Here is a 24,599-nt window from a genome sequence, read left to right as displayed (position 1 = left end):
TGGTTGGTGTCTTCCTTGATTTTTCCTTCGACAGTTTATTAAACGTAGTGTCGACTTTTAGCCAGCCTTTTTATGTATTTCTTTATTCATTTGTGGCTTTTTATGATTTTTCTGCAGTACTTTTTTCCAGTACGTTTTTTCAGGCCGATGAACGGGAGAATTTTTCTGCTCTCTTTTTTCAAGCCTTTTCCCCTTATTCCATTTATGGTTTTCATGTTTATTCTTTTCATGAACATGCTGTTTCGGAGCAGTATTCAAATTAGTATTTTTCTTTGCTTGCTTGTTGTACATCGGCTGTTCGTGATGTTGCTTTGAAGGATGTGGTTTTACTTTTTTTGATTCATTTTTTTCTTTATCTTCAGCTTTACGGCCGCTTTTTCGATCTTCGTGCCTTTTGGTTTTTGGGACAGCACGTTTATTGTTTGGTTCTAGCTTGGGTTCAATCCTTTCTTCTTTGACTTCTTTTTTCGCATGTTCTTTTAGAGAAGAACTATGCAGGGAACTCGTCTTAATCTTTATGGGTTCAAGATTTCTATGATTGCGAAGAATTTTTTCTGAATGGTTTTTTTTATAGCCGGATTCTTCTGGCTCTTCATGTACAGGTTTTATCTTTCTCTTTAGCTCGGTATAAGACATGTTCTTCACTTGATTAAGAGAAATGTTTTTATCTTTTCGTTTAGCATCCAAGTACATCATATATTTTCCGGATGATACGCCATTCTTTTGGGCAACATTCCGTTTATTTGTATTAATATTCTTTACCATGATGGCGGCTTTCGAATTATAGATGGATGCATTCCGTTTAATTGAAGATACAGTCTCATCCAATGCAGACAAAAGCTTGTCATTATTTTGGTTCACGATGGTTGTTCCGATCATGACATCCGGGTTTTTCTTCAGATATCCTTTGTTGTCATAAGCATTCAGCAAAGCTGAAGCAAAGTGGGAAAGGCTTATGTTTTTCTTTTGTTTTAATGATTGGAGAATTTCCCGTCCCTCAGCGTTATATGCTTTTACTTTTATGACTTGCAAGTCTTTGTTAACTCCTGCTTCGAGGCTGGGATTTACGTCAAAACTCACATAAGCCGCAACAGTATTGTCGTTGCGGCCGAGTGGACTTACTCCTGAAAATAAAACAAGTATAAGCAATGCTGCTATTGTAAGTGAAAGAGAAGGAAAAATAAATTGGCGTGTTCTGCTTTTTGAAAAACTTGAAACGCTGTATTCCATACCTACCACCGGATGCTTTCCGCGTGGTACCTTAACGGTGATGAAACAACCGTCTTTCGTTAATAGGACGGCTTTCCCTTTCTTAACTTCCATTAAAATTCCATTCTTCATCCCACATATCCCTCCTGCTAGGCGAAGGATCTGCTTCGTATCATAACCATCATGGGTTTTGCTGCTCTCTTGCTTTGCTTATTTATTACGATTTCCCCACGAGTAATTACAACCGTTTAACTTCCCCTTATTTAAGGCTGAATATAAGACTTTAACGCTTTAAAGTCCCCTAGATATATTAGCGATACCGCTATTATATATTTTCGATTTCTCTCTATTGTTTTACGACTGCAGGAAACCATACTTAACAAATCTTTTATAGGAAGTTGTTTTTTTTCCAATAAAAATTCAGCCATTTCCTGGTTTTCCACTAACAAACGAGCGATTTCTTTAGCGTTTTCCCTTGCATCCACATGCTTTGGGCAATGTTTGCTTAACACTTTAAAATTAAGGCTGAAATCCTTCAGAAGTTTTTGATATTCTTCGATTTCATACACGCGGTTCTCTGCCTGGATCTTTTCTTCGTAATGTTCCATGGCAGCTTTTTGTTCTGCGTAGCTGTCCTCGACACGGCCTTCTTCATCTTCCTCATCCGGCTGCAAATAAATCAGACGGTTCTGTCTAACTTCTTTTCGGATATAGTCGATAACCCTGCGGCGGATTACCATGTCAGCAAAGGAAAGAAAACGGCTTCCTTGTCCTTCTTGATATTGATCAATGGCTTCATTGAAAGCGTAAAGACCTACACTAAATTCATCCATCGTACGATCTATATATTGACTGCAAACTTTTGAAGTCACTTTTTTAATAAATGGCTGGTAAGCTTCGATCAGCTCATTTCTTAAGGAATCATTTCCTCTTTGAATTCTTAGTACTTTATCCTCAATGTTAACGAGTGGTGTGCTGTTACGAATAGTTGGTACAAATGCAGTAGACATAGTTTCACCTCTTAAATCCAGGTTGTATTGTACTTTTGGATAAAATGATCATACATTCCAAAAGTCGACAGGAGCAAACATGTTTCAAGCTCTCCTATACATTTATACCATTGATTCGTAGGTTTGTAGGATACAGTTGTATAACAATGTTACAGGACTTATAACAATTGTAATGTTTTTGTCACGTTCCTGAAAAGGATAATTTTTGCAGTCTTGACCCATAAATCGTTCGGAAGCGGTAACTTGCTTGCTATTACTGCTGTTTGGAGATATCGTTTCATTTTGTTGCACCTGAATCGTTCTGTAAAATTTATTACACATTTCTTCTTTATTTTACCACATAAACCATGTATTACATTTAAAAAATACCCCCTAAAAACAAAAAAAGACACAATCCGTGTCTTTTACAGGTACTTTTTTAAGTTTTGATACAAAAAATCAACAGATTGCATGGCATAAATCTTCTTTACGGCAATGCCCCTGTTTAAAAAAAGCAGGCAAGGGACACTCGTGATGCTGTACTTTTCAGCAAGCTCCGGCATCGCATTTAGGTTGCAAGCACCGATTTTAGGTTCAGACGTTTCTGACTGGCTTATTGCTTCCAATGTGATGTCGAGCATCCGCCTTCCCATCTTACACGTTCCGCAAAGCGGTGTCTGGATATAAAGAGCTGCTGGCTCCTCTGTTGAACCTTTAATAAAATTATGAATTTCTATATTAGTTAAATCCCTCATATCTCTCTCCAATTGCAGTTTTTTACGAATCCATTTTTTCTCTATGTAATTGAATATCCCGGATCTAAGAGGTGCTGTCAACAACCGTGCTTATAACAGTACGTAAAATACAAACTTAAGAAATCCTCCTCAAAGAGGATTTCTTTCGGTTCAATTTTGCTTTCCTTATCCCAGGCATTCTTTATTTACGGTGAAACGAGCGCCAAGCAGAATATTGGCAAGATACATGAGCGGTGTTTTTGCCACTTCTCGGTACATTTTATGAATATAAAGATGTTCTGCATTTGGAAGCTCCCGCTGTAGCATTTTTCTTAATTTTGCTCCAGCTTCATCCGCATCGACCAGTATATAGACATCTCGGTTTTCAATTTGTATTGCAAGTTCCTCAAGCCGGGAAAGCCCCATTGTGCCATTGGTACAGATGATCTCAACAGGCTCATTTAAAATGGAGAACAGTTTTTCCTTGTCTGATTTCCCTTCAACGATAATCACTTTGTCCAAGTTGTTATTCATCAATCATCTCTCCTATATCTGCTAAAGAACGAGTATTAATGCGATTGATATTTTTTTCTTACTTACTATAATACCCTTTATTTTATTAGAATCCTCCATTGATTGTTAATAAATCAGACAACTATTTATGTATATGTAACCCATTTTCCTACAAGCAGCCAACTTAATAAGGAGTTTCGTACCAACTTCGATTAAAGCTGTTTAACCATTGCGAAAAGGGGATATTGTTTCTCTAAGTCCAACAGCACAAAGTGAATAGCTGTTGGGAACACACTATTTACCATATATAAGGAGGAATTTTGAAATGGCTAAGAATAATGACAACCGAGACGGAATGAGCAGAGAAGAAGCAGGGCGCATGGGCGGTCAAAAAACGTCTAAAACCCGTGGCAAAGATTTTTATCAGGAAATCGGCAAAAAGGGCGGAAATGCTACTTCTAAAAGCCACGATCAAAACTTCTACCAGGAAATCGGTCAAAAAGGCGGAGTATCAACTGCATCCAGCCATGATAAAGACTTCTATCAAGATATTGGCAAAAAAGGCGGTAAGTCGACGGCTGATAGCCATGATAAGGATTTTTATCAGGAGATCGGTAAAAAGGGCGGAGAAGCTACTTCCGACAGCCATAACAAAGATTTTTACAGAGAAATCGGCAAAAAAGGCGGTAACAGCCGCAGCAGCGATTAATATATAAAATTGCAAAAAGGACAAGCCCTGAGGGTTTGCCCTTTTTTACACTTTTCTAACTAACACCAGCCCTCATCGCATCCCTGTACGTAACTTTGGGGATATTCTGCAGAACTGTTGTCTTTTTTATAAATTTTGTCAGCATCAAATTCAAAGCCTTCAGCCATTTCATACTGATTTCCTTGATCGGAAAAGATGACGCGGCCTATTTTCTGGTTATCATGGAACAGGGACATGTAACCTGTATCCATTTTTCCATACACTTTTGACGTAATGTCCGATTTAGATCCTGAGTTTTTTGAACCCAATGAACACTCACTTCCTTCCATAGAAGTATTGTCTCCGGAAAGAAGCTGAGTACTCATCAAAAATACTTAAAATAAGGGATTAGTCTTCTTTTGTCATTTCCTCATATTGTTCAGCTGTCATTAGGTTTTCTGTCTCAGAAAGATCAGATGCCTCAACAACGATCATCCAAGCTTTTTCATAAGCAGATTCGTTTACAAGCTCAGGGCTGTCATCAAGATCTTCGTTGATTTCAACCACCTTGCCAGAGATTGGAGCATAAAGTTCAGAGACTGTTTTAACAGATTCAACACTGCCAAAAGGCTCGTCCGCTTTAATTTCATCGCCCACTTCTGGAAGCTCTACAAATACGATATCACCCAGTTCATCCTGCGCAAAGTCAGTAATACCGATTCTTACCCTATTTCCATCTTCAACTTTTACCCATTCGTGTTCTTCTGAATAACGCAATTCTTTTGGAAAATTCATTTGTATCCCTCCAGCTTTTCTTGTTATTTATAATAACTATAATATTAAATTTATTATAGTTAAGCAACTAATTACATCACTTACTCCAAGTTTCGTTATATGCACCTTCGTTAAAGCCGACTGTTACCTTGTTTCCATCTGTAGTGATCGGGCGTTTCAGCAGCATGCCGTCAGAAGCCAAAAGATTCAGCAGCTCATCTTCGGAAGCTGTTTTCACCTTGTCCTTCAAGCCAAGCTCCCTGTATTTCATCCCGCTCGTATTAAAGAACTTTTTGATATCAAGGCCGCTCTTTTCTACCAGCTCTTTGATTTCCTCTTTAGAAGGAGGGTTTTCAACGATATGTACGGATTCAAGCTCAACATCATGGGAATCCAGCCACTTTTTAGCCTTTTGGCATGTTCCGCATTTTGGGTATTGATAAAAGGTTATACTCATGCAATTTCTCACTCCTTCCATTCCATAGTAACACAAAATAGTCTAGCCAGGTAAAGGGAAATTAATCACTTATCTCGGTGCCTGGCACTGCTTTTTGACACTTGTGTAATTTCGGTGCCTGGCACCGTAATAAATAAAAAAAGTGCTCCGGTGAATCACCGGAGCCAAATTGAGAGAGTATGTTTCAAGATAAGGCATTATTAGAATAAATTTAGATAACGTAGCGTTCTTCTTCCAAAACAACAGCAGCAATTTCACGTTTCTTCTTGATCACGTTGATCGGTGTGTGGCGGGTAAGCTTACGCAGTGCGGACAGCATCATGCGCAAAGTGTCCCCTTCTTCCACTCCGATAATGGATTCCTTCGCATGTGCTTCGATGCGGTTGAAAGCTTCCTGACAGAACACTTCTGTCATAAGCACTTTTTGCGTGTTTCTTTCAAGACTTGTTCTGTTGATCGCTTTTTCCGTACGAAGAACGACAGATTCCATCGCGTACACTTCACTGACCAAATCAGCCATGTTGGCAAGCAGCTCTTGCTCGTTTTCAAGCTTTGGTCCAAACTTCTGAACTGCGAGACCAGCTACCATCAGGATGACCTTTTTCGCCATGCTTACAAGATATTTCTCCTGCTCAAGCGGCTCCGTTCCTACTTCCTGTGGCATCATCATCATGAGCTCATTCTGAAGCGCGGTCGCTTTCTCGATTAGAGGAAGCTCACCTTTCATCGCTTTACGGACGAGGGTGCCTGGCACCAATAAGCGGTTGATCTCGTTTGTTCCTTCAAAAATACGATTAATACGGGCATCTCGGTACATTCCCTCGACTTCATATTCACTCATGAAGCCATATCCGCCATGAATCTGGACAGCTTCGTCAGCTACATAATCCAGCACTTCAGAGGCGAAGAACTTGTTTATTGAGCATTCAATAGCATATTCAGCAATGGCTTTTCCGATTTGCAGCCCATCCTTTTGAGCTTCTTCACTCAGGCTGCCGAGACGTGTCTCAAACAAACCGACTGTCCGGTAAACCGAGCTTTCTGACGCATATGTTTGAAGCGCCATGTTAGCGATCTTTTCCTGAATCAGGCTAAAGGAACTGATTTTGCGTTTGAATTGAGAGCGCTCGTTCGCATACTTCGCAGAAACTTCGATTCCGCGTTTCGCAGCACCCACGCATCCGATCGCAAGCTTATAGCGTCCGATGTTCAAAATGTTAAACGCGATCACATGCCCTCTTCCCGGCTCACCAAGAAGATTTTCTTTCGGCACGTGAACGTCTTCTAAAATAAGCGTTCGGGTGGATGAAGATTTGATACCCATTTTCTTTTCTTCCGGCCCTGTGGAAACGCCCGGATAATCCCTTTCTACGATAAACGCAGAGAATTGTTCTCCATCAATTTTCGCATACACGACAAAAACATCGGCAAAAGCGGAGTTTGTGATCCATTGCTTTTCTCCGTTCAGCACATAATGTGTGCCTTCAGCGTTCAGCCTCGCCGTGGTTTTGGCACCTAGAGCATCGGAACCAGATCCTGGCTCAGTGAGTGCATAAGCTGCAATTTTTGCTCCTACTGCCAGATCAGGCAGATACTTTTTCTTCTGTTCTTCGTTACCAAAGAGGACAATCGGCAGTGAACCGATTCCGACGTGGGCACCATAGCTGATTGAAAAGCCGCGTCCGCGTGCAAATTTCTCAGTAATTAAGGAAGAAGAAATTTTATCAAGTCCAAGGCCGCCGTATTCTTCAGGAACATCAGCACCAAGAAGACCCAGCTCTCCCGCTTTCGTCAGGAGCTTCCTGGAAATATCGAACTCATGGTTCTCGAGCTTATCAAGCTGCGGAACAACTTCTTTACCTACATAATCCTCAGTTGTTTTGGCGATCATGAGGTGTTCTTCTGAAAAATCCTCTGGTGTAAAGAGGTCCTCTGCCTGAATATCTTCCACTAAAAAGCTTCCGCCTTTAAAAACCTTTTCCATTGTGTTAGACATGTTTATACCCTCCTGTATTGGATTAGCCTACTAATTCGAATACGCCAGCAGCGCCCATTCCGCCGCCGATACACATGGTTACGACACCAAACTGCTCTCCTCTTCGCTTCATTTCGTGAAGAAGCGTGAGAGTAAGCTTTGCTCCGGAGCATCCAAGCGGATGGCCGAGAGCGATTCCTCCTCCGTTGACATTGACTCTGTCTTCCGGAAGACCCAGCTCACGAATCACTTGCACAGCCTGTGAGGCGAACGCTTCATTGAGCTCGAACAAGCCGATATCGGATACTTCAAGTCCCGCAAGTTTTAACGCTTTAGGAACAGCAGCGACAGGACCGATCCCCATGATTTCAGGCGGTACACCCGCCACGGCAAAGCTTCTGAACTTCAGCAGCGGCGTCAAGCCTTCTGCTTCTGCTTTCTCACGGTCCATCACAAGAACGGTCGCAGCCCCATCACTCGTTTGTGATGCGTTGCCTGCTGTTACAGAACCATTAATGGAAAATGCAGGGCGCAGGCGAGCAAGGCCTTCTAATGAGGTATCAGCACGAACGCCCTCGTCCGTATCAACCATGAACTCTTTTTCTTTTAGCTTGTTGTCTTCCCCAAGCCATCGTCTTGTGACGGAGACAGGTACGATTTCATCCTTGAATCTGCCTTCTTTAATGGCTCGTGCAGCATTTTGATGGCTTCGAACCGCAAAGGCATCCTGATCTTCCCTCGTTACACCAAATCGCTTTGCCACTTCCTCGGCTGTGAATCCCATCCCCATGTAATATTGAGGAACTGTTTCAACCAGGTGAGGATTCGGTTTGATGACATGGCCTTCCATCGGCAGCAAACTCATGGATTCCGCTCCGCCGGCTAAAACAGCCTGCGCATGACCGAGCATAATTTTCTCAGCGCCATAAGCAATACTTTGAAGTCCTGAGGAACAGAACCGGTTAACGGTGATCGCCGGAATGGTATCCGGGAGGCCTGCTCTCGCCCCGATCAATCTTGCCATGTTCATGCCCTGTTCTGCCTCTGGAATGGCACATCCCATGATGAGATCGTCAATCGGGCCGTCATAGCCGCCAGCCCGCCGCAGTGTTTCTTTTACGGTGATCGCTGCGAGTTCATCTGACCGCATTTGAGCGAATGATCCTTTTTTTGCTTTGCCTATCGGTGTTCTTGCTCCTGCTACGATTACAGCTTCTTTCAGCATTGTTTCCCCTCCTTTTAGTTGCGAAGCGGTTTACCTTTAGTCAGCATATACTGCATTCTTGCTTGGGATTTTGGCTCACCCGCAAGACTCAGGAAAGCTTCCCGTTCGAGATCCAATAAATATTGTTCATCGACCAGTGTTCCTTCAGGGACTCTTCCGCCTGACAGGACAAAGGCGAGTTTTTTAGCTATTTTCAGATCATGCTCGGAGACGTAGCCCCCAAATCTCATCGTTTCAGCACCGAGTGAAAGTGTCGCATAGCCTGCTTCACCAACAACCGGTATCTTTTTATGTTTCGGCGGCTGGTACCCCTGCTTCGCCAATGAAAGCACGCGCTGTTTGGCATCATACAGAAGATGATCGCTGTTAACAGAGATTCCATCCTGCGGCCTTAAGAATCCAAGCTTTTCAGCTTCTTGTGCTGAAGTAGAAACCTTGGCCATCGCAATGGTTTCAAACACTTGGTTAACAACACCTTGAAGATCCAATTTTGCACCTTTAGGCAGACGTTCCACCTGGCGAAGCAGCAATTCTTTGTTTCCGCCTCCGCCAGGGATTAACCCGACACCTACTTCTACAAGGCCCATATATGTTTCAGACGACATTTGCATCTCAGCTGCAGGAAGAGAAACTTCCACTCCTCCGCCAAGGCTCATGCCAAAGTTTGCGGTGACGACCGGTTTTTTACTGTAGCGCACCATGCCCATCGTATTCTGGAACTGGCGGACCATCATATCCAGCTCATAAAAATTGTCATCTTGTGCTTCCATTAAAATTAGCATCAGGTTGGCACCGACGCAGAAGTTTTTCCCCTGGTTTCCGATGACAAGCCCTTCGTAATTTCTTTCTACTTCTTCCAGCGCTTTATGGATCATCATGATGATATCAGGGCCCATGGCGTTGTTTGGAGACGTAAATTCTAAACAGGCTACCCCGTCCCCCATGTCGATCAGACTCGCACCGTTGTTCTTTGTGATCAGGTTTCCTTTATTTTTCAGCAATGAAAGGTGAATCGTCTTTTTGTTTTCATTGACTCTTCTATAGTCACCGTTATGGTAGAACGAAACTTCACCCTGCTCTGTCTGGTAGAAAGAGTTGTTTCCGCTTTCAACAAACTCATGAATCCAGGATGGTACAGTCTCTCCTTCATCCTTCATGCGTTTAACGGATTCTTTCACTCCGATGGCATCCCAGATCTCAAACGGTCCGTGCTCCCATCCGAAGCCCCATTTCATCGCATTATCGATGGCAACAATATCATCCGCGATTTCATACGCTTTTTCAGCAGAGTAGATCAATACCGGTTTAACGATCGACCAAAGCATCTCTCCTGCACGGTCTTTACTATATAAAAGCGCTTTCACTTTTTGCTCTGTTGTCTTCAATTGTTTTGCCTGTTCTGTGGTGGCGGTCTTCAGTTTTTGGCGCGGCTTGTATTCCAGTGTAGTAGGATCCAGTTCAAGGATCTCTGCTCCCTGCTTGCTCTTCTGTTTTAAATAGAAGCCTTGGCCGGATTTGCTTCCCATCCACCCTTTTTCCACCATTTCGTTCAAGAATGGAGGAACATCAAACACTTCTTTTTCTTTTCCTTCGACTTGGTCATATACGTTTCTTGCCACGTGGAGGAAGGTATCCAATCCTACTACGTCAAGGGTCCTGAAGGTCGCACTTTTCGGGCGGCCGATCAGCGGACCTGTCACAGAATCAATCTCCCCTACGCTGTACCCCTGTTTCATCATTTCCTGAACCGTGACCATCAGGCCGTATGTTCCAATCCTGTTGGCGATGAAGTTCGGTGTATCTTTTGCTACGACTACGCCTTTTCCAAGTATGTTCTCCCCAAATTCCTTCATAAAAGAAACGATCTCAGGGCTGGTATCCTTTGTTGGGATGATTTCCAACAGTTTTAAGTATCGCGGCGGATTAAAGAAATGCGTGCCTAGGAAATGTTCTTTAAAATCGTCAGAACGATCCGCTGCCATCGCATGGATGGAAATACCTGATGTGTTAGAGCTAATAATTGAACCTTTCTTGCGGAATTGTTCCACTTGTTCAAAAATCTGTCGCTTGACATCCAGCCGTTCAACAACGACCTCAATGATCCAGTCCACATCATTCAGCTTGGATAAGTCATCTGTAAAGTTGCCGACTGAAATTAAATCAAGATTCTCTTTTACCGCCAGAGGTGCTGGTTTTTGTTTAAGCATTCTTTCCTTTGCCTGTATGGTGAGTCTGTTGCGGAACTGGGGGCTGTCTTCCGTAATGCCTTTTGCCTTTTCAGCCTCTGACAACTCTCTCGGCACCATATCCAGAAGCAAAGTAGGGATTCCTACATTCGCGAGATGTGCAGCGATTCCTGCTCCCATCACTCCAGACCCCAAAACAGCAGCCTTTTGAATGGTTATGGCCATCTTATTTCCTCCTTCAGCTATTGAATGAACACTCATTCATTTTTAGGGTAAAAAATAAATGACTACTTTTTAAATTTAGTTCTATACTCATCATAAGACATTTCAATTATTTTGACAACATAGAATTTTCTTTCTTTTTGTAAAGGTTTTTGTCATAGTAAAACCAAGCCCTAATCACTCATCAAAACATCAAAGGAAGTGAAGTCATGTCAGTTAAAGTAGGAGTTCTGATCCTTCACGGAATCGGCAACCAGGATGAAACGTACGCCGATGATTTTATGAAGGCTTTAAAACGCAGCTTCGTACGAAAAATTGCTTCCGAACATCATGCTCCCGAAACACAGCTTGAAATGGTCCCTGTTTTTTGGGGTGGCGTATTCAATGAAAGGGAAGAAGATTTATGGACTTCGATGAATAAGAAGATTTCGCTGAATTATGCCCCTCTTCGTCAGTTTGTCATTCGCTTTTTCGGCGATGCTATCGCTTATCAGCCAGCTCCCGCTTCATCCTCGCATTTAAATCCAAACTATGAAAGAGTTCATGAAACCGTTGCGAAAGGCTTACATACACTGCGGAACAAAACAGGAGATCAAACTCCGCTTTCTGTCGTCTCTCACAGCCTTGGCACGGTTATAGCGAGCAATTATTTTTATGACCTTCAATTTATCCCGGATAAAATTCCAGATTCTATAAAACATCTAAAGTCAGACAATCCTCTTGAAAATGGTGAAACCCTAACCAGCTTTTATACACTGGGTACTCCCATGCCTTTATGGACGCTGAGATATCCGGATTTTGACAGTCCCATATTCGTACCATCGCCTCATTTAAAAAAGCATTACAGCCATGTTCAAGGAGAATGGATTAATTTTTATGATCAGGATGACGTTATTGCATTTCCTTTAAAAACATTAAATGAGGAATACAATCGGTCGGTGACAAAAGATGTTGAAGTGAATACAGGAAATCTTTTTGCTTCTTGGTCGCCCCTCTCCCATCTCTATTATTTTAAAACGGACAAAATCATCGACCATATCAGTTCCTCATTGTCCAAGCTCTGGAAAACCATTAATAAAGTTAATGGATAGTTAAAGTTTATGACGGAGTTTTTCCGGAAATTCGGAATCATTTCCGTTTTTCCGGAATTCGATCCATTCTTAACATACATGGACTTTCATGCCATTCGTCCTCTTTCCTTTCCGGAATTTCGGAATATAATCTTCTTGAAATATTCATAAAAATTTCAAAAGTCTGATAGCGCTTTAATTTCTTCGTTTTGGCACGGAACTTGCAAGATAGAAAACAGAGCAGAAAAAAGGAGTGAATGCTTATGAAACCTGTAATATCTTCATTTCAAGAAGCCGTAAAGGACATTCAGGACGGTTCCGTACTCATGGTAGGCGGCTTCGGACTGGTCGGTATCCCTGAAAATCTGATTCTGGCCCTTGTTGAGAAAGGGACAAAAGATTTAACAGTCATCTCCAATAACTGCGGGGTGGATGATTGGGGACTTGGCCTGCTTTTGAAAAATAAACAGATAAAGAAGATGGTAGGTTCTTATGTAGGAGAGAACAAAGAATTTGAGCGTCAAGTTTTATCAGGTGAAATTGAAGTCGAACTGCTCCCGCAAGGCACATTGGCAGAAAGGATTCGAGCCGGCGGTGCTGGCATCCCTGCGTTTTATACCCCTGCTGGAGTGGGTACTCCACTTGCTGAAGGCAGAGAAATCCGATCTTTCGGCGGGAAAGAATACATGCTGGAAACTGGACTTCAGGCAGACTTCAGCCTCGTTCGTGCGGCCAAAGCCGACAGAATGGGTAACCTGATCTACCACAAAACAGCGAGAAACTTTAATCCTATGATGGCTGCAGCAGGCAAGGTGACGATCGCAGAAATAGAAGAGCTTAATGAAACAGGATTTTTGGAGGCGGATGCCATCCACACTCCCGGCATCTATGTCCAGTACCTTATTGTCGGGTCACAGGAAAAAAGAATTGAAAGGTTAACAGTTGCCAATTAACCGGAACGGAGGATATGAATGGGTACGAATGTAATGGATAAGAAAGCGATTAGAGAAAAGATCGCAAAACGTGCTGAACAGGAAATTGAAAGCGGTTACTATGTCAACCTCGGAATTGGAATGCCTACCCTTGTTGCCAATTATATTTCGGCGGATAAAAGTGTCGTTCTGCAGTCTGAGAATGGACTTTTGGGAATCGGACCTTATCCTGATGAAGCGAATGTTGATCCTGATTTAATCAACGCCGGGAAAGAAACGGTCACTGCCATCGAAGGAGCGTCTTATTTTGACAGTGCAGAATCCTTCGGGATGATCCGGGGCGGGCATATTGATATTGCCATCCTTGGAGGCATGGAAGTTTCCGGAAACGGTGACCTCGCGAACTGGATGATTCCCGGAAAAATGATAAAAGGCATGGGCGGCGCAATGGATCTTGTCCACGGAGCAAAAAAGATCATCGTCATCATGGACCATGTCAGCAAAGACGGGAAAAGCAAGATTTTAAATGAATGCACTCTCCCGTTAACCGGGTGTGGCGTCGTTAACCGGATCATCACAGAACGAGCCGTTATGGACGTAACCGAGAACGGTTTGGAGCTTGTAGAAGTCGCACAAGGCTTTTCCGTGGAGGACATCCAGCAATGCACTGAGCCTAAGCTTTCAGTTTCAAAGAATATTAAGCTGGAAGCCTACTGATTTTCTGCAGTATGAAAGGAGTGATGCAGTTCCTTCAACCGTTTTGCAAAATGCTCTTTTCTAAAAGATTGTTGCCTGGGGAACATTTTTGTAAAGAAACTTCATTGACAAGTTGAGAGGAGTGCAAGGTGCGAGACTCCTCGAAAATGAAATTCACATTTTCTTCGTGCGATATAACGCTGCCGAAGCTTTCCTTGTCCTGCGGGGGAAGCGTGACAGGTGAGACACGCAGGCGCGTGCGCCGCGGGGCTCAGCGCACGCCCCGCGGAAAGCGAGCATCCTGAAACGGAGATCAACCAGCTCAATAGCAACAAAGGTTGCGAAAACAGCCTTGCAAAAAACAGAGTGTGGCATTCAGGTCAGAAACACTATAGGGGGGTTACCTAGTGGATATCATTATTATTTTATTGGCTTTATTTTTCCTCATGTTTGTCGCGTACCGTGGCTTCAGCGTCATTTTATTTGCACCGATCGCGGCACTGTTCGCGGTGCTTTTAACAGATCCAGGCCATGTACTTCCGTTCTTCTCGGGAGTGTTCATGGAAAAGATGGTCGGATTTATTAAACTATATTTCCCGGTCTTCTTACTTGGAGCGATTTTCGGTAAAGTCATAGAAATGTCAGGCTTTGCAAAATCTATCACAAGAGCGGTTATCAAATTAATCGGACCGAGCAGAGCGATGCTGGCGATTGTCCTTGTCGGCGCCATTCTGACATACGGCGGCGTTTCCTTGTTCGTTGTAGCATTTGCACTCTACCCATTCGCCTCTGAACTGTTTAAAGCTGCGGATATTCCAAAACGCCTCATTCCTGGAACGATCGCACTTGGCGCGTTCACCTTTACAATGGATGCTTTCCCTGGAACACCTCAGATTCAGAACATCATCCCTACCACGTTTTTTAAAACGGATACGTGGGCTGCACCATGGCTGGGATTGATCGGTGGTCTATTTGTTCTTGCGATTGGTATGACCTATTTAGAATGGAGAAGAAGAAAAGCAGCAAGAGCTGGAGAGGGCTATGGAACAGGCCATATAAACGAGCCGGAACAAATTCCGGATGAAGTGCTGCCAAATGCTTTTATTGCCATTCTTCCCCTTCTTCTCGTCGGTATTTTCAATAAAGTATTTACAAACATGATTCCAAAGTATTACGGCACCGTTTTTGATTTCACAAAAATCGGAATGAAGGATGTTCCTCCGGTTGAAATTCCGAAACTTGCTGCGGTGTGGGCGGTTGAAGGTGCTCTTGTCATCGGAATTGTAACAGTTCTCCTGTTTGCTTTCAGACAAGTAAAATCAAATTTCAACGCCGGCATCAATCTTTCAATCGGCGGAGCACTGCTCGCTACACTCAATACCGCTTCCGAATACGGATTTGGTGGAGTTATCGCTGCACTACCTGGTTTTGCTTCTGTCAATAAAGGAATGGCTGAAACAATTCAGGACCCGCTTGTTAACGAAGCCGTAACTACGACTGCACTGGCTGGTATTACCGGTTCGGCTTCCGGCGGTTTGAGTATTGCCCTGGCCACGATGGGGGACAAATATATCGCCCAGGCCGATAAGCTCGGAATTGATCCTGAAGTACTTCACAGAGTAGCCTCCATGGCAAGCGGAGGCATGGATACACTTCCTCATAACGGAGCGGTCATCACCCTGCTCGCGGTTACCGGGCTAACTCACAAACAATCCTATATTGATATTTTTGCGATGACTGCCATTAAAACAATTGCTGTATTTTTTGTAATCGCCCTTTATTATCTTTTCGGCATCGTTTAAAAGAAAAGCGCAAGCACCCGAAAACAAGAAATACGTTTTCAGCCTTGGGTGTTGGAGCTAGACATTTCTTCACAGCTTATTCTTACATCAACATGTAAAAGGAGAAAAAATGGTATGGGAAGCTTAGTACAGGATAAAGTCGCATTTATTACAGGAGCTGCAAGCGGAATTGGACTCGAGATCGCGATGGATTTTGCCAAGGAAGGGGCAAAGGTGGCTATTTGTGATTTAAATGAAGAAAAAGCCAAGGATGCTGCTTCATCACTTAGAGATAAAGGCTATCACGCTATAGGAACAGCCTGTGATGTCAGTGATGAAGAAGCGCTCAAACGGGCGATGGATGAGACCGTTCACGAATTTGGAAGACTGGATGTCGTCATCAACAACGCCGGCCTGCAGCATGTATCACCCATTGAAGATTTCCCGACTGAGAAATTTGAGCAACTGATCAAAGTGATGCTGACTGCGCCGTTCATGGCGACGAAACACGCGTTTCCGATCATGAAAAAACAAGGCTTCGGACGCATCATCAATATGGCATCCATCAATGGGCTTGTCGGTTTTGCCGGAAAAGCTGCCTATAACAGTGCCAAACACGGCGTGATCGGTCTGACGAAAGTAGCCGCCCTTGAAGGTGCAGAGCATGGAGTTACTGTAAATGCCATCTGCCCTGGCTACGTGGATACGCCGCTTGTAAGGAACCAGCTTTCAGACTTGGCACGCACCCGAAATGTAGAACTTGAAAAAGTACTGGAAGAGGTCATCTACCCTCTCGTTCCCCAAAAACGTTTGCTTTCAGTTAAGGAGATTTCTGATTATGCGATCTTCCTCGCAAGCGATAAGGCTGGAGGAGTTACTGGCCAGGCGGTTGTGATCGACGGCGGATACACCGCTCAATAAAAACAGTGAGAGAAAAATAGATATCAACAACGAGAAGAGCCCGCCTGTGATCCTGGAGGGCTCCTCTCTATTTAGAATGGAGGAATTGATGTGAGACGGAAATGGATTGGGATTACAGCTGCTGCATCTCTATTGCTTTTTTCAAGTCTATCAGAGGTTCATGCTGCTAAGGGTTTCAGGCAGCCAGTTGATTTTAAAGGTGCCCACGGTGTCACCGAAACTATTTTTGACGGAAAAAACGGGAATTGGATGACAACGAAAAATCCGAAGCAGTATGAAGCCGCAACGGTCTATGGAAACCTTGGTCTTGCTCCATACAATTGGGGAGATAAGTCAAAGGGAACAGGCTGGAACAAGCTGTATCAGCCGGCCGAAATTACCGGCACTCAGGTAAACGGCATTTTTGATGATGCCCATTTTGTGATCAGGGTACCAGATGATTGGAACGGCAAGCTGGTTGTTTCCGGTATTCCTGCTACTCGAAATGAAACCTCAACAGACCTTCTCTTCAGTGACTTTATGCTTGCTAAAGGATATGCATTTGCAGCCATTGATAAAGGGACTCAAGGGACAGCCGATCCTAATGATCCTTTTGCCAAAGTGAAAAATGCTCTTGCCAGTGAGGATGACAGCATTCCCGAATGGCACCAAAGGTTCCGGCAAGTAACCATCGCCGCTCAAAACTATCTCGTTAAACACTATTCTGATCAGCTTATCAAGAGAAACGACAGAAAAAATCCCGCAAGTAAACTGATCACCCCTCATCACCGGGTACCGACGTATGCGGTCGGCATATCCAATGGAGGCTATGTCGTCCGCTATGCGCTGGAGCATGACGGCATGAAAAAAACAGGGCATCCTCCTTTATTTGACGGAGGCATCGATTGGGAAGGTGTATTATGGAGAGCTCATGATCCCAATCTGATCACGTCTCTCACCCCTGTTGTCAACCATGCAGAAAAAGCGCTGTATGGTACTCCTGCAGAACAAAAAGCCGCCCGCGAGGAGTTATATAAAGCCGGCCTTCCGAAGGGATCAGAAAATCTTTGGAGCTACCATGACCAGGTATACTGGTTTGTAACATTAAATATATACAGAGATGAACTGGATCCATCCGCTCCAAACCGTCTCGACTGGAGAAACTACTTAAACTTCACGAACGGTGTCCGCGACCGCACCTATGATTCCATTTTTCAAGGCTATGATTATAACTCTCGCCCGGAACAAGTGAAAAAAAACGTAGAAGGCATTGAAAATACAGGAGAAATCAACGTGCCGCTGATCAGCCTGACTGGTTCATGGGATTCTCTCATCTTCCCGTCTGTCCATGCTGATCCATATGACAAGCTCATCAAAAAGAAAGGCCGGGGCAAGCTTCACCGGCTGTATACCATCGAGAAGGGAAATCATGTGGACAGCTTGGTTTGGAACAGCGCCACAGATGCTAAAAAGGAGCTGCAGCCGCTTCTTCCTTACGTCTATCAATCGTTTGATCTCCTTGTAGACTGGGTCGAGAACCACAAAAAAGCACCGGATAGCAAGAAAGTTGGAACGCCAAACGACGCTGCAAAAGTCATTGATCTAAAAACCGGAAAAGAACGGGAGCCGATGGCAACCTCTGTCGACGGAAAATAGGACAGCATCAATAAGAATGAAAAAAGCACCCGGTATAAATACTGCCCGGGTGCTCTCTCGTTTCGATTCAGAAAAACAAAGGGGCTGTCCAAGAAGTCTGTAAGCTGTTGATTTCCGTTCCAGGCTGCTCGCTTTCCGCGGGGCGTGCGGTGAGCCTTACCGGCGTGAACGCCTACTTTTTGGTGCAAGTCTCACCTTCACGCTAGTCCCGCAGGACAAGGAAAACTTCGGCAGCGTTATATCGCACGAAGAAAATGTGAAGTTCATTTTCGAGGAGTCTCGCATCTTCCACTTCAATTAACTTTTCATTGAAGATTTTTCAAGCCAAAAAGGGGCTGCCTGAAGGTCAATTTCCGACTTTCTGGACAGCCCCTTCAACTATTACTTGCCAAATACACCTTTTAATACAAACATGACGTTGGCAGGACGTTCAGCCAGACGGCGCATGAAATAGCCATACCAGTCGTTTCCGTAAGGGACATAAATGCGCATTTTGTACCCTTCCTGCATGAGTTGATCCTGGCGCTCCACTTTAATGCCGTAGAGCATCTGGAATTCAAACTGATCCATTGGGATGGAGTGCTTTTCAACAAGCGCTTTTGTATAGTTGATGATTTCGTCATCATGAGTTGCAATAGCCGTATAGTTGCCATTCAACAGGTGTGTTTCAATTAGTTTTTTATAGTTTTCGTCCACATCAGTTTTGTCAGGGAAAGCGACTTCAGTGGATTCCTTATATGCCCCCTTAACAAGACGAAGATTTGGATGGTAATCATTTAAATCCTTCACATCATCAAGTGAACGGTACAGGTAAGCCTGAATAACGGTTGAAATATTATCAAATTCACTTTTCAGCTTTTTGAAGATGTCCAGCGTTTTCCCGCAGCGCGTGTAATCCTCCATGTCGATGGTAACGAATACATTATGCTTCTGGGCAGTTTCCATGATCTTGCGCATGTTCGCCATCACAAGGTCATCACTGATGTCCAGACCCATGGAAGTCAGCTTTAAAGAAAGCTGGGAATTGACGTTCTCTTTTGCGATAGCTTTGATCGCATCGATACAATGTTCCGTCATTTCCTTCGCCTCGAGCTCGTTGTCGACAAACTCTCCTAAATGGTCGATCGTGACAGGCATACCTTTCTCATTCAGCTTTTTGATTGCTGAAATGGAGCTGTCCAGTGATGCTCCTGCAACAAAGCGGCTCGCTCCAAACTTGAGGCCGTACCTCTTCGCAAGCTTCGTCATTGTTTTGTTCTTCGCAAGAAACAGAAAGAAATCTCTCATCGCCTGTTCCATATCTTTTCCCCCTATAAATTCAGTATCAGTAATCATCTATTTATCTCTTTTATCGGTGCCAGGCACCCGAATTACACAAGTGTGTAATTAAGGTGCCTGGCACCGCACAATTTACTGAACTTTCAATGATGTATCCGCTTTAATAATATCATTTATTTTAACAATAATGGCTTTTTTGAAAAATTTCGACATTTTTTGTCGGAAAACCTTCACCTTACAAGACCATCATTGTTTACCTTTATTATATGAGGCATGAAGGGGAATTTCTTCTTTCCAGCCAGCAAAAACCCCCTTCATACCACTATTTTCCACTATCCTGGCGGTGCTGTTCGTTTAGTTGCTTGATCTCTGAAATAATCTCTTTTATTCCTTCTTTGCCTTCTGGATAGCGTTCGTTCCAATGTTTCACAAGAGCAGGCATCGATTTAGCAATATAGGTATATAAAGCCCACATCTTCACTTTTTCTTTCTTGTCCTCATCACTGTCTCCAAGCAGCAATTCTGTATATTTCTCCAATAGACCATCAAACTGCTCGCGAAGCTGCTGTTCCATGTTGATTCCCTCCCATTTTCCGTCATTGTAACAATAGAGATATGGAAAAGAAAGCCCATCAACATGAACTTCTTTTCCTTGAATGTTATTTCCACCACACCCTTTGGGGGTAATTCTTTGTGCCAATGATAACCGCCTCTCCAATTTGAGGAGCAGCAACGGGAACATTTCTTTTCCTCGCTTCTTTCGTCACGCGTTCGATCGGATCAGTCCAATCATGCAGCGCCAGCGTAAATGCTGACCAGTGAATGGGAATAAGCAAGTCACCTCTCACATCAATAAATGCCTGAACCGTTTCCTCTGGCATCATATGAATCTCTGACCAGCGGTCGTCATACTGTCCGCATTCCATCATCGCTGCATCAAATGGGCCATATCGATCTCCAATATTTTTAAAATGAGGGCCATACCCGCTGTCCCCGCTAAAAAATATTTTAGACTGCTTTCCTTTGATCACCCAGGAACACCATAGGGTGGTGTTCCGATCCGTTAAACTTCGCCCGGAAAAATGCCTGGCAGGTGTACAGACAAGATGAAGCCCTTCCCACTCCATTTCATCCCACCAGTCATGTTCACTAATTCGTCCGGATTCTACTCCCCAACTCTCCAGATGGCTCCCCACTCCGAGCGGGACAAAGAACCGCCCTGCTTTCTCTTTCAATTTTTTGATGGAACGGTAATCAAGATGATCGTAGTGATCGTGTGAAAAAAAGACCGCATCAATGAAAGGCAGATGTTCTATAGTAAAAGGCAATGTCTTGCTGTACCTCTTCCCTCCGAACATAGGAAAAGGAGAAGGAGCTTGTCCAAACATCGGATCAAGAAGCATGCGCTTGCCATCCATCTCCAGCATGAGGGCCGAATGGCCAAACCAGGTAATCCTTGTGTTCTTTTCGAGATCATCCTGTACTTTGAGTTTTACCATTTTCAGCGGTTGATCAGGTCTTCCCTTTGGATTTCCTTTAATAAAATCTTTGGCAATCGAGAGGGTCGTAGATAATGAGGTGTCCATCACAGTCGGTGGCTCATTCACAAAATGACCTTGTTTAAATTGAAGAGAGCTTTGAAAAGACTCCCTTTTTTGCTTTGATGGTCTTCTGCCAAAATCGGGGTACCCATTCATAAAAAAATACACAAAAAGCAAAAGCACAATAATCGTGAATATAACAGCCATCATACGATTCTCCACCTGTTCTTTTTTACTAGTATGTTCCTGTTTTCAGTATACAATGACTCCCGCCCTAAACATCAAAAAAGACCGATGCACGAAGCATGCGGTCTATTATATTCAAATCGACACAGAGAACATAACAGCAAGATACAACACCAACGCTGATCCAGCAGTCAGCAGGAAAACAAATAATGAACGGACACTCTTTCGGATACAGAAAATGGCGGCCAAAAGTAAAAGAAGAGCGCCAGCAGCTAACAGTCCTGTAAGGGCATTTGGACCAAGATGTACTGATGTCCCGGCATGCACGCCCTTTTCAATAAACGCGGTAAAGAGCTGTGACGGCTTTTGAAAAGCCAGCGTTTGCGATACATCATGAGGAGGTTCCTGCTGTACCATAACGGAGGTCGCAATAAAGATCAATAGAAGGAACACACTTTCCAGCCTCATCCACCTGTATGGTGAAAACGAGGGCTCACTCATTTTCCTCCGGATCCAAATCGAGTTGACAAGCGCGTAAAAAATGACAACAACAAGCAGCACATGCTTGATCAAAAGAGCCTGTCCGTAGTTCATCATCCATGAATTATAATATTGCGGAACAATGTAGCTCATGAGCCAGATCCCCGCACCGATGGTCACACTTAGACAAACTAGCGCAAACGGTGTAAACCATTTTAAAAAGACAGGAATCTTTTCACGGTCTTTGGAGAGCCAGCTTACGGCCAACAACGTCCCTGTCCAGCTGGTTACGGCAAGAAAGTGGAGAGAATGAGCAGCAAGGCCTCCCCATTCATTCAGCGTTGCGGCATGGCTCGTATAGCCGACAGCAGCCGTGATCATGACCCCGATAAACAAAGATAGCTTAGCAAGAAACCGGTCCTTGGAGACATCATTAAAATAAACAAGAACAAACAATAGAAAAGAGAGGGCAAGAATAAAGAACCAGCCCTTTCCGATATCAAAGGAAAATAAAATATCATTCAGTGTGGGCCAGAATCCAAATTCCTTTCCCAAACTTAACGCAAGCTCAAAAACTTGGGAAAAAGCAGCAACAGGTATGAGGAAGATGCTAGCCAGCAGCCACTTTTTGTGCATATGAATAAATGGACGCTTCTCAACAGGCATTGAATATAAAAGGAACGTTCCAATAAAAAGTGAAAAAACTAAATATAATACAGCTTTCGCAACAAACAGCATACGAGAAAAAATCCCCCTGTGTAGTTTTGTATATACTTTTAGTAATCTACCATAAATTCACAAGAGACACCACATAGAGGATGCGGCCATCCCGTTGGTTACCTTATAAAAAAAGCAAGCTCCTTAAAGGAAACTTGCTTTATTAATGCATACTAGACTCTTTTTTTCATTCTTTTGGCGGTACTGCGAAATTCTTTCAGTCCTTTTCTTGTGATGTTGAAATTCTGATCCACGTAGCCTGCTTGCAGCAGTGATTCAGATACCTCCTGGCTTATTGTCGGCTGAATGGATTTTACTTTTTGGTTCAATTCATCGAACGTCGCACCTAGAATGACGTCCTTTCCAAGGACCGCCACAAGATCATTGATGCTGTTGACTGTCCCGCTTTCTGCAGGGGAAGGGCCGTTTGCAAATTCATCCGCTTCCTCAAGCTGAGCCGATACCTTGTCCGCTTCCATCTGAATCAGTGCTGCTTCCTTCTCTTTTTGCAGGAGGTAATCAATGTAATCTCTCTTGTCTTCTTGCTCAAGATCTTGACTCAGCAGCAGACGGTCGATGATTTCATTCTGAACCTTTTTTACCCGCTTTAGCTGGTCTTTATGCTCTTCAAGTGTCTGCACCAATTCTTCTTCATTTTTTACAGGGACATTCTCAGCATAAGCCGCTGTATTTTCCATTTTCTTGTTTCGTTTCAAGAGCCCCGGCGCGCTGCCCCCTAATAAGCGGACAATCTCGTTTACCTTTGAGTAAAACAGCACCGCGATGGCAATCGCAAATACGGCTAAAATAAATGATAATAAATCCGAGAAATGAAACGTAAATTTTGCTGTAGCTACTTTAAACATGAGTACCATGCAGAACAGGCTGATCAGGATGATCTTAAACCAGCTGTTTCTGTTTTTAATCTTATCGTCCATCGTTTGTTTCATTAAAATGTTCCTCCTTAACTTCCGAAACCACTGCTTTTGAAAATGAGAACTTAACATCATTTCGTGAGCCATTAATCATATATGGCTATATATGTATTGTAAACAAAAGGGAATGAATTAGCCAAACGTAAAGAAACCCCATCCCGATTTTCGGGGAGAGGGCAGTGACATACTGTATGATCCGCCGACTTTCTTTGGACAGCATAGGCTAGATCAAAACAATTGTTTTATTGCTGCTGATAATTGTTCCCGGATTGTGGCCGTTCTTGCAGATCTCCGAAAATGCGCCCTTCTGGTCAAAGTTAAACAAGTGAATCGGAAGCTGAAAGTCCTTTGCCAGTATCATTGCTGTCTGGTCCATAACCTTTAAATTGTTTTTTATGGCTTCTTCATACGAGAGGGAGACGTACCGTTTGGCCTTCTTCTCTACCTTAGGGTCACTGCAATATACACCATCTACCCCATGCTTGGCAACAAGCAACGCTTCAGCCCCCATCTCCAGAGCGCGCTGAACCGCTGGATAATCTGTTGAAACAAAGGGCTGCCCGTTGCCTCCCGCAAAAAGTACAATACTTCCCCGCTCAAGGTACTTTATACTTTTAGCACGGTTATAATGCTCTGCAGCTGCGAGAGGTTCTGAGGCCATGACGATGACTTCTCTGTCCGTCAAACTCTTTAGAGCGCTTTTAAGCATTAAGCTGTTGATCACCGTTCCTAACGTACCAATCTGGTCTGCTTCTACCCTGTTCATTCCCCATTGCTCAGCAAGGCTGCCTCTGAATATGTTTCCTCCCCCTATCACAGCAGATACTTGAACGCCAGAGTTCGCTACATTAATCATTTCCTGTGCAATATGGCTGAGTTTTTGCGGATTGAACCCAAAATTCCCTTGCCCTGCAACTGCTCCGCCGCTTAATTTGATCAGTACCTTCTTATACCTCAACATTTCTTCTCCTCCCACTAGGTAAAATCAGCATTTGATCTGATGTTGTCTGTCCATGCATAAAAAAAAGAACCAAATCCCTTAAAAGGCTTTGTTCTTCCTATGGCGGGTATGATTCCATTCGCGATCAATTATTCTTACATCCATGAGACCCGCCTCCTTTTTCTTCTACATTATATTGATGAAGGATCCAAAAAGTTCATCGAAAAATAGCAAAAAAAATAAGACATACCACTATGTCTTATGCGGATGCTAATTTTCTTTCGTTGCTTAGAACCGTAATTACGATATCCTGGGTATTGGTCCCATCACATACTGTGCAGCCATCTGTACCATGGTGCAGAATGTTCAAGCAGTCTTTGCAATATTTCATGAAGCATTTCTCCTCTCTTGGTCGCTAACTCATCTACCTGCAATATACCCACATCTTTGGAAGTAAAAACATGGTGCCAGGCACCCGCATTACACAAGTGTGTAATTACGGTGCCTGGCACCTG

Annotated in this window: 25 protein-coding genes; 7 read left to right on the top strand and 18 right to left on the bottom strand. The window is 43.5% G+C overall.

Going from position 1 to position 24,599, the window contains the following annotated elements; all coding sequences use genetic code 11:
- Window positions 1-57 precede the first annotated feature (57 nt).
- From AR335_RS05955 to AR335_RS05940, 4 genes are all read right to left on the bottom strand, one after another.
- Window positions 58-1,341: an anti-sigma factor domain-containing protein gene (locus AR335_RS05955; protein WP_062233099.1), complete on the bottom strand. Its 1,284-nt coding sequence runs from the start codon at window positions 1,339-1,341 to the stop codon at window positions 58-60.
- Window positions 1,342-1,472: 131 nt separating this feature from the next.
- Window positions 1,473-2,219 (bottom strand): RNA polymerase sigma-I factor, encoded by a 747-nt coding sequence (gene sigI / locus AR335_RS05950; protein ID WP_062233096.1) that lies wholly within the window; start codon window positions 2,217-2,219, stop codon window positions 1,473-1,475.
- Between the two features lie 404 nt (window positions 2,220-2,623).
- The gene (locus AR335_RS05945) at window positions 2,624-2,953 is read right to left on the bottom strand and encodes a thioredoxin family protein (protein WP_062233093.1); all 330 of its coding nucleotides are present in this window, start codon (window positions 2,951-2,953) and stop codon (window positions 2,624-2,626) included.
- 165 nt (window positions 2,954-3,118) lie between these two features.
- Window positions 3,119-3,466 carry a toprim domain-containing protein gene (locus AR335_RS05940; RefSeq protein WP_062233090.1) on the bottom strand — a complete coding sequence of 116 codons (348 nt, stop codon included), beginning with the start codon at window positions 3,464-3,466 and terminating at the stop codon, window positions 3,119-3,121.
- Between the two features lie 304 nt (window positions 3,467-3,770).
- On the opposite strand from AR335_RS05940, the gene AR335_RS05935 reads away from it, so the two are divergent.
- Complete coding sequence (locus tag AR335_RS05935) at window positions 3,771-4,154, top strand: KGG domain-containing protein (RefSeq protein ID WP_062233086.1); 384 nt, start codon at window positions 3,771-3,773, stop codon at window positions 4,152-4,154.
- Window positions 4,155-4,213: 59 nt separating this feature from the next.
- On the opposite strand, the gene AR335_RS05930 is transcribed toward AR335_RS05935, so the two are convergent.
- The 6 genes from AR335_RS05930 to AR335_RS05905 all read right to left on the bottom strand — a co-directional run bounded on the left by AR335_RS05930 (window position 4,214) and on the right by AR335_RS05905 (window position 10,975).
- Window positions 4,214-4,462 (bottom strand): YusG family protein, encoded by a 249-nt coding sequence (locus AR335_RS05930; RefSeq protein ID WP_234293213.1) that lies wholly within the window; start codon window positions 4,460-4,462, stop codon window positions 4,214-4,216.
- A 79-nt stretch (window positions 4,463-4,541) separates the two neighbouring features.
- Entirely contained in the window at window positions 4,542-4,928 is a 387-nt protein-coding gene (gene gcvH, locus AR335_RS05925; protein ID WP_062233080.1) for a glycine cleavage system protein GcvH, read from the bottom strand.
- 76 nt (window positions 4,929-5,004) lie between these two features.
- Entirely contained in the window at window positions 5,005-5,364 is a 360-nt protein-coding gene (locus AR335_RS05920) for an arsenate reductase family protein (RefSeq protein ID WP_062233077.1), read from the bottom strand.
- A 211-nt stretch (window positions 5,365-5,575) separates the two neighbouring features.
- Window positions 5,576-7,360, bottom strand: coding sequence for an acyl-CoA dehydrogenase family protein (locus AR335_RS05915; protein WP_062233074.1), 1,785 nt, complete (start codon window positions 7,358-7,360; stop codon window positions 5,576-5,578).
- A gap of 22 nt (window positions 7,361-7,382) precedes the next feature.
- Window positions 7,383-8,561, bottom strand: a complete 1,179-nt coding sequence (locus AR335_RS05910; RefSeq protein WP_062236897.1) for an acetyl-CoA C-acetyltransferase — start codon at window positions 8,559-8,561, stop codon at window positions 7,383-7,385.
- A gap of 17 nt (window positions 8,562-8,578) precedes the next feature.
- A complete protein-coding gene (locus AR335_RS05905; RefSeq protein WP_062233070.1) occupies window positions 8,579-10,975 on the bottom strand; it encodes a 3-hydroxyacyl-CoA dehydrogenase/enoyl-CoA hydratase family protein in 2,397 nt (798 codons plus the stop codon).
- A gap of 206 nt (window positions 10,976-11,181) precedes the next feature.
- Between AR335_RS05905 and AR335_RS05900 the strand changes: the two genes are divergently transcribed.
- From AR335_RS05900 to AR335_RS05890, 3 genes are all read left to right on the top strand, one after another.
- Complete coding sequence (locus tag AR335_RS05900; protein WP_062233067.1) at window positions 11,182-12,063, top strand: hypothetical protein; 882 nt, start codon at window positions 11,182-11,184, stop codon at window positions 12,061-12,063.
- A 242-nt stretch (window positions 12,064-12,305) separates the two neighbouring features.
- Window positions 12,306-12,995: a CoA transferase subunit A gene (locus AR335_RS05895; protein WP_062233064.1), complete on the top strand. Its 690-nt coding sequence runs from the start codon at window positions 12,306-12,308 to the stop codon at window positions 12,993-12,995.
- Window positions 12,996-13,013: 18 nt separating this feature from the next.
- Window positions 13,014-13,691 (top strand): CoA transferase subunit B, encoded by a 678-nt coding sequence (locus AR335_RS05890; protein WP_234293211.1) that lies wholly within the window; start codon window positions 13,014-13,016, stop codon window positions 13,689-13,691.
- 101 nt (window positions 13,692-13,792) lie between these two features.
- Here the strand turns inward: AR335_RS05890 and AR335_RS23680 are convergent, their stop codons facing one another.
- Window positions 13,793-13,987, bottom strand: a complete 195-nt coding sequence (locus AR335_RS23680; RefSeq protein ID WP_156418871.1) for a hypothetical protein — start codon at window positions 13,985-13,987, stop codon at window positions 13,793-13,795.
- A gap of 90 nt (window positions 13,988-14,077) precedes the next feature.
- Between AR335_RS23680 and AR335_RS05885 the strand changes: the two genes are divergently transcribed.
- The 3 genes from AR335_RS05885 to AR335_RS05875 all read left to right on the top strand — a co-directional run bounded on the left by AR335_RS05885 (window position 14,078) and on the right by AR335_RS05875 (window position 18,007).
- Window positions 14,078-15,472 carry a GntP family permease gene (locus AR335_RS05885; RefSeq protein ID WP_156418870.1) on the top strand — a complete coding sequence of 465 codons (1,395 nt, stop codon included), beginning with the start codon at window positions 14,078-14,080 and terminating at the stop codon, window positions 15,470-15,472.
- Window positions 15,473-15,586: 114 nt separating this feature from the next.
- Complete coding sequence (locus AR335_RS05880) at window positions 15,587-16,372, top strand: 3-hydroxybutyrate dehydrogenase (RefSeq protein WP_062233061.1); 786 nt, start codon at window positions 15,587-15,589, stop codon at window positions 16,370-16,372.
- A 90-nt stretch (window positions 16,373-16,462) separates the two neighbouring features.
- Window positions 16,463-18,007 (top strand): hypothetical protein, encoded by a 1,545-nt coding sequence (locus tag AR335_RS05875; protein WP_062233058.1) that lies wholly within the window; start codon window positions 16,463-16,465, stop codon window positions 18,005-18,007.
- Window positions 18,008-18,388: 381 nt separating this feature from the next.
- Here the strand turns inward: AR335_RS05875 and AR335_RS05870 are convergent, their stop codons facing one another.
- The 7 genes from AR335_RS05870 to AR335_RS25125 form a co-directional block, all read right to left on the bottom strand.
- The gene (locus AR335_RS05870) at window positions 18,389-19,306 is read right to left on the bottom strand and encodes a proline dehydrogenase family protein (RefSeq protein ID WP_062236889.1); all 918 of its coding nucleotides are present in this window, start codon (window positions 19,304-19,306) and stop codon (window positions 18,389-18,391) included.
- 301 nt (window positions 19,307-19,607) lie between these two features.
- Window positions 19,608-19,859, bottom strand: a complete 252-nt coding sequence (locus tag AR335_RS05865) for a YusU family protein (RefSeq protein WP_062236886.1) — start codon at window positions 19,857-19,859, stop codon at window positions 19,608-19,610.
- An 85-nt stretch (window positions 19,860-19,944) separates the two neighbouring features.
- Window positions 19,945-21,036, bottom strand: coding sequence for an MBL fold metallo-hydrolase (locus AR335_RS05860; protein ID WP_082683376.1), 1,092 nt, complete (start codon window positions 21,034-21,036; stop codon window positions 19,945-19,947).
- 111 nt (window positions 21,037-21,147) lie between these two features.
- The gene (locus tag AR335_RS05855) at window positions 21,148-22,230 is read right to left on the bottom strand and encodes a copper resistance D family protein (RefSeq protein WP_062233055.1); all 1,083 of its coding nucleotides are present in this window, start codon (window positions 22,228-22,230) and stop codon (window positions 21,148-21,150) included.
- A gap of 152 nt (window positions 22,231-22,382) precedes the next feature.
- On the bottom strand, window positions 22,383-23,159 hold the full coding sequence (locus tag AR335_RS05850; protein ID WP_062233050.1) for a hypothetical protein: 777 nt from the start codon (window positions 23,157-23,159) through the stop codon (window positions 22,383-22,385).
- A 208-nt stretch (window positions 23,160-23,367) separates the two neighbouring features.
- Window positions 23,368-24,105, bottom strand: coding sequence for a UMP kinase (gene pyrH, locus AR335_RS05845; RefSeq protein WP_062233048.1), 738 nt, complete (start codon window positions 24,103-24,105; stop codon window positions 23,368-23,370).
- A 238-nt stretch (window positions 24,106-24,343) separates the two neighbouring features.
- Window positions 24,344-24,475 carry a hypothetical protein gene (locus AR335_RS25125; RefSeq protein ID WP_255357545.1) on the bottom strand — a complete coding sequence of 44 codons (132 nt, stop codon included), beginning with the start codon at window positions 24,473-24,475 and terminating at the stop codon, window positions 24,344-24,346.
- Between the last annotated feature and the right edge of the window lie 124 nt (window positions 24,476-24,599).

The sequence above is a fragment of the Fictibacillus sp. FJAT-27399 genome (assembly GCF_001510655.1).
Taxonomy (GTDB): domain Bacteria; phylum Bacillota; class Bacilli; order Bacillales; family Fictibacillaceae; genus Fictibacillus_C; species Fictibacillus_C marinisediminis.
Note: the sequence above shows the minus strand (reverse complement) of the source record. Positions and strands in the feature narration are given on the sequence as shown.

Coding starts and splice junctions, on each gene's coding strand:
- AR335_RS05940 (WP_062233090.1), bottom strand. CDS start 3,466: ATGAATAACAACTTGGACAAAGTGATTATCGTTGAAGGGAAATCAGAC.
- AR335_RS05920 (WP_062233077.1), bottom strand. CDS start 5,364: ATGAGTATAACCTTTTATCAATACCCAAAATGCGGAACATGCCAAAAG.
- sigI (WP_062233096.1), bottom strand. CDS start 2,219: ATGTCTACTGCATTTGTACCAACTATTCGTAACAGCACACCACTCGTT.
- AR335_RS05915 (WP_062233074.1), bottom strand. CDS start 7,360: ATGTCTAACACAATGGAAAAGGTTTTTAAAGGCGGAAGCTTTTTAGTG.
- AR335_RS05870 (WP_062236889.1), bottom strand. CDS start 19,306: ATGGAACAGGCGATGAGAGATTTCTTTCTGTTTCTTGCGAAGAACAAA.
- AR335_RS05855 (WP_062233055.1), bottom strand. CDS start 22,230: ATGCTGTTTGTTGCGAAAGCTGTATTATATTTAGTTTTTTCACTTTTT.
- AR335_RS05860 (WP_082683376.1), bottom strand. CDS start 21,036: ATGATGGCTGTTATATTCACGATTATTGTGCTTTTGCTTTTTGTGTAT.
- AR335_RS05865 (WP_062236886.1), bottom strand. CDS start 19,859: ATGGAACAGCAGCTTCGCGAGCAGTTTGATGGTCTATTGGAGAAATAT.
- AR335_RS05880 (WP_062233061.1), top strand. CDS start 15,587: ATGGGAAGCTTAGTACAGGATAAAGTCGCATTTATTACAGGAGCTGCA.
- AR335_RS05900 (WP_062233067.1), top strand. CDS start 11,182: ATGTCAGTTAAAGTAGGAGTTCTGATCCTTCACGGAATCGGCAACCAG.
- pyrH (WP_062233048.1), bottom strand. CDS start 24,105: ATGTTGAGGTATAAGAAGGTACTGATCAAATTAAGCGGCGGAGCAGTT.
- gcvH (WP_062233080.1), bottom strand. CDS start 4,928: ATGAATTTTCCAAAAGAATTGCGTTATTCAGAAGAACACGAATGGGTA.
- AR335_RS05935 (WP_062233086.1), top strand. CDS start 3,771: ATGGCTAAGAATAATGACAACCGAGACGGAATGAGCAGAGAAGAAGCA.
- AR335_RS25125 (WP_255357545.1), bottom strand. CDS start 24,475: ATGAAATATTGCAAAGACTGCTTGAACATTCTGCACCATGGTACAGAT.
- AR335_RS05945 (WP_062233093.1), bottom strand. CDS start 2,953: ATGAGGGATTTAACTAATATAGAAATTCATAATTTTATTAAAGGTTCA.
- AR335_RS05905 (WP_062233070.1), bottom strand. CDS start 10,975: ATGGCCATAACCATTCAAAAGGCTGCTGTTTTGGGGTCTGGAGTGATG.
- AR335_RS05895 (WP_062233064.1), top strand. CDS start 12,306: ATGAAACCTGTAATATCTTCATTTCAAGAAGCCGTAAAGGACATTCAG.
- AR335_RS05955 (WP_062233099.1), bottom strand. CDS start 1,341: ATGAAGAATGGAATTTTAATGGAAGTTAAGAAAGGGAAAGCCGTCCTA.
- AR335_RS05850 (WP_062233050.1), bottom strand. CDS start 23,159: ATGAAACAAACGATGGACGATAAGATTAAAAACAGAAACAGCTGGTTT.
- AR335_RS05890 (WP_234293211.1), top strand. CDS start 13,014: ATGGGTACGAATGTAATGGATAAGAAAGCGATTAGAGAAAAGATCGCA.